The organism is Paraclostridium sp. MRS3W1 (assembly GCF_032465715.1).
Classification (GTDB): domain Bacteria; phylum Bacillota; class Clostridia; order Peptostreptococcales; family Peptostreptococcaceae; genus Paraclostridium; species Paraclostridium dentum.
In genome coordinates this window covers 1-3,123 of record NZ_JAWDJM010000146.1, presented here as the reverse complement: position 1 = coordinate 3,123, position 3,123 = coordinate 1, and the positions used below count along the sequence as shown (strand labels likewise).

Annotated in this window: 5 protein-coding genes; 4 read left to right on the top strand and 1 reads right to left on the bottom strand. The window is 26.7% G+C overall.

What is annotated here, in order from left to right; genetic code table 11:
- Nucleotides 1-136: 136 nt before the first annotated feature.
- The 4 genes from RWY47_RS11615 to RWY47_RS11600 all read left to right on the top strand — a co-directional run bounded on the left by RWY47_RS11615 (nucleotide 137) and on the right by RWY47_RS11600 (nucleotide 2,309).
- Entirely contained in the window at nucleotides 137-847 is a 711-nt protein-coding gene (locus RWY47_RS11615; RefSeq protein ID WP_021429263.1) for a manganese catalase family protein, read from the top strand.
- Between the two features lie 364 nt (nucleotides 848-1,211).
- Nucleotides 1,212-1,424, top strand: coding sequence for a spore coat associated protein CotJA (locus tag RWY47_RS11610; protein ID WP_021429260.1), 213 nt, complete (start codon nucleotides 1,212-1,214; stop codon nucleotides 1,422-1,424).
- A 6-nt stretch (nucleotides 1,425-1,430) separates the two neighbouring features.
- The gene (locus RWY47_RS11605; protein ID WP_021429258.1) at nucleotides 1,431-1,694 is read left to right on the top strand and encodes a spore coat protein CotJB; all 264 of its coding nucleotides are present in this window, start codon (nucleotides 1,431-1,433) and stop codon (nucleotides 1,692-1,694) included.
- Between the two features lie 42 nt (nucleotides 1,695-1,736).
- A complete protein-coding gene (locus RWY47_RS11600; protein ID WP_142731081.1) occupies nucleotides 1,737-2,309 on the top strand; it encodes a manganese catalase family protein in 573 nt (190 codons plus the stop codon).
- A 166-nt stretch (nucleotides 2,310-2,475) separates the two neighbouring features.
- On the opposite strand, the gene RWY47_RS11595 is transcribed toward RWY47_RS11600, so the two are convergent.
- Entirely contained in the window at nucleotides 2,476-2,688 is a 213-nt protein-coding gene (locus RWY47_RS11595) for a DUF378 domain-containing protein (RefSeq protein WP_021429246.1), read from the bottom strand.
- Nucleotides 2,689-3,123: the final 435 nt, after the last annotated feature.

Here is a 3,123-nt window from a genome sequence, read left to right as displayed (position 1 = left end):
TTTATTAATGATAAAATATTAAACTTATTTTAGGATTTACATAGGATTTTTTTTATTTTGATATTTTATACATGAATAAATTGCAATCAAAAGGAAAATATATTTTTAGATAAACTTACGTGGAGGTACATATCTAATGTTTAAACATGACAAGAAATTACTAAGGGAAGTAAAGGTGGAAAAGCCTAATCCACAATATGCAGTGCTAATGCAAGAACAATTAGGCGGTGGTAATGGGGAACTTAAAGCAGCAATGCAATATATGGCTCAAAGTTTTAGAATCAAAGATCCTGTTATTAAAGATTTATTTATGGATATAGCAGCAGAAGAGCTTAGTCATATGGAAATGGTAGCTCAAACTATAAACTTACTTAACGGTCATGATGTAAATTTTAATGCTGTTGAATCAGGAGAAATAGAAACTCATGTATTAACAGGATTATCACCTGTACTTATAAATTCATCAGGGGCTCCATGGACTGCAGATTATGTAACTGTAACAGGGGATTTAGTTGCAGATTTATTGTCTAATATAGCTTCAGAACAAAGAGCTAAAGTTGTTTATGAGTACCTATATAGACAAATTGAAGATAAATATGTTAGAGAAACTATAGACTTCTTACTTAATAGAGAAGAAGCACATAATGCTTTATTTAGAGATGCTTTAAATAAGGTTAAGGATACAGGTTCAAATAGAGATTTTGGAGTTACAGAAGATTCTAAACTATATTTTGACTTATCAACTCCTGGACCTAATCATGATACTAAAATAAATATTACTCCACCATCATTTGATACACCTATAAAAAATGATAGTATTCCTGTTGGAAAAGATAATAAAAAATAAGTTAATTAAAAGATTATATAATTATAAAACCTATAAAAGTATTTTTATTAAAGTTAATGTTTTTGAATCCTAAGTAAATGGATTTTAAGAGCATTAACTTTAATGCTTTTTTGTATTAAATTAAATATCAATGATTAACCATTAACCTTTAAAATAAAAATTAGTTCTAAGAGTTATAGTAAGGTGAATTGAATTGTATTATTTATGTCGAATTTTGTCACAAAATGAGACGGATTTTAATAATATATAAAGAACAGAGTTTTTCAAAATGGTTAAGATTTGAATATAAAACTTTAAACTAACTAAAATTTTTATTCATTATAAAACTCTGTTTAATATATAGAAATATGTAAGGAGAGTGCTCATGGAAAGTTCAAGAGGTATTAAACAAAATTGTGGTTGCGAATTAGCTAGACCATATGTAAATTTTCAAGTATTTACTAGAGCATATGATGTAAGTAAAGCTTTAAAAAGAGGTACTTTATTCCCTGAGTTATATTTAATAGAGTCAAATAATTATAATTCTTGGTTATACAAAAATCCTGAAAATAGAGTTAAATCAAAAAAGTGGTGGTAGATAGTGATGAGATTAACTAGAAGAGAACTTTTAGATGCAATCTTAGAATATAACTTTGCATGTATAGAATTAAACTTGTATTTAGATAACAATCCTTATGACGAAGATGCCCTAGAATTATATAACAAGTATAGTGAAAAATTTGAAGAAGCTAGAGAGGCTTATGAATCTAAATATGGAGTGTTAACAAACTTTGGCTATGAATCTAGTCCATGTTATTGGAAATGGGTAGATGAACCTTGGCCATGGGATAACGAGTTTTATGAATAAAATAAATAATTTCATATTTTTAATGAGGAGGAATAAATTTAGATGTGGATTTATCAAAAAACATTAGAATATCCAGTTAACTTAAAAAATTCAGACCCAAGGATGGCTAAATTCATAATGACTCAATTAGGTGGTCCAAATGGAGAACTAGCTGCTGCACTTAGATATCTTCAACAAAGATATACTATGCCTACTGGAAAGTCTCGTGCGCTTTTGACAGATATAGGAACAGAAGAACTAGCACACGTTGAAATAATTTCTTCAATACTATATCAATTGATGAAAGATGCTAGCCCTAAGGAACTTAAGGATGCTGGATTGGGTCCTAACTATGCAACTTTTGGACAAGGCCTTCAGCCTGTAGATGCTAACGGAGTAAACTTTACAACAAGTTATATAAATGTGTTCGGAGATTCAGTAACTAATTTACATGAAGATATGGCAGCTGAGCAAAAAGCGCTTGCAACTTATTATCAATTAATAAACTTAACTGATGACCCTGATTTAAAAGATATATTAAGATTTTTAGGAGAGAGGGAAATTGTCCATTATCAAAGATTCGGAGAAGCTTTAATGGATGTTTATGAGTTTACAGAGTCTAAAAAATGTTTCTAAATTAAACTTAGTGTTTTGTTTATAGTTCTATTTATAGGACAAGTATAAATTATTAATTATTTTAATAATTTATACTTACATATATTGCTACGGAAGATAATAGGAGAGCTGTTAGTAGCTCTCCTATTTTTATGTTTAAAGATTATTTTTAAAATATGTAATTAGACTACATCATATTAAAGAAATATTCAAATCCAACGTAAATTGCAGCCAACCCTACTAGACCATATATTATTCTACTAAAGCTACTTATATTTCCAAATTCTCCGCTACCTGCAAATAAAGCAGCAACTAAGTCAAATTTAAATAAGCTAACTAGCCCCCAATTTAGAGCTCCAACTAAAACTAAAATTATACAAATATTATAAATAATTTCCATGTAATAAAACCTCCTAAAAAATATTAAGTTATATATAGTTTTAGTCATAAATTATAAATATATTCAATCAATTACTATATTTTTACTTTTATTTAATTAATTACTAATTATAAAAATATAATATATGATAATAATATGTATAAACGACATGTATTTATATAGTATTGACATATCAGGTTTAAACTTGTGATTTACTTAGACATTTTCTAACTCTTCATGAATTAAATAAAAAGTGTATCTAATAAATCTTAATGATTTAATATAGATACACTTTTTATTTATTATTATTAAGTTCATATATATTATTACTTAATGAATCTTTTAATTATAGTTTCAATTAAAAAATAAACTAGATGCTAGTTATTGGAATAATTAATTATAAGTATTTAGGCAAAACTAACAAAAACTTATAATATTAAAATAGGAGAATAAATA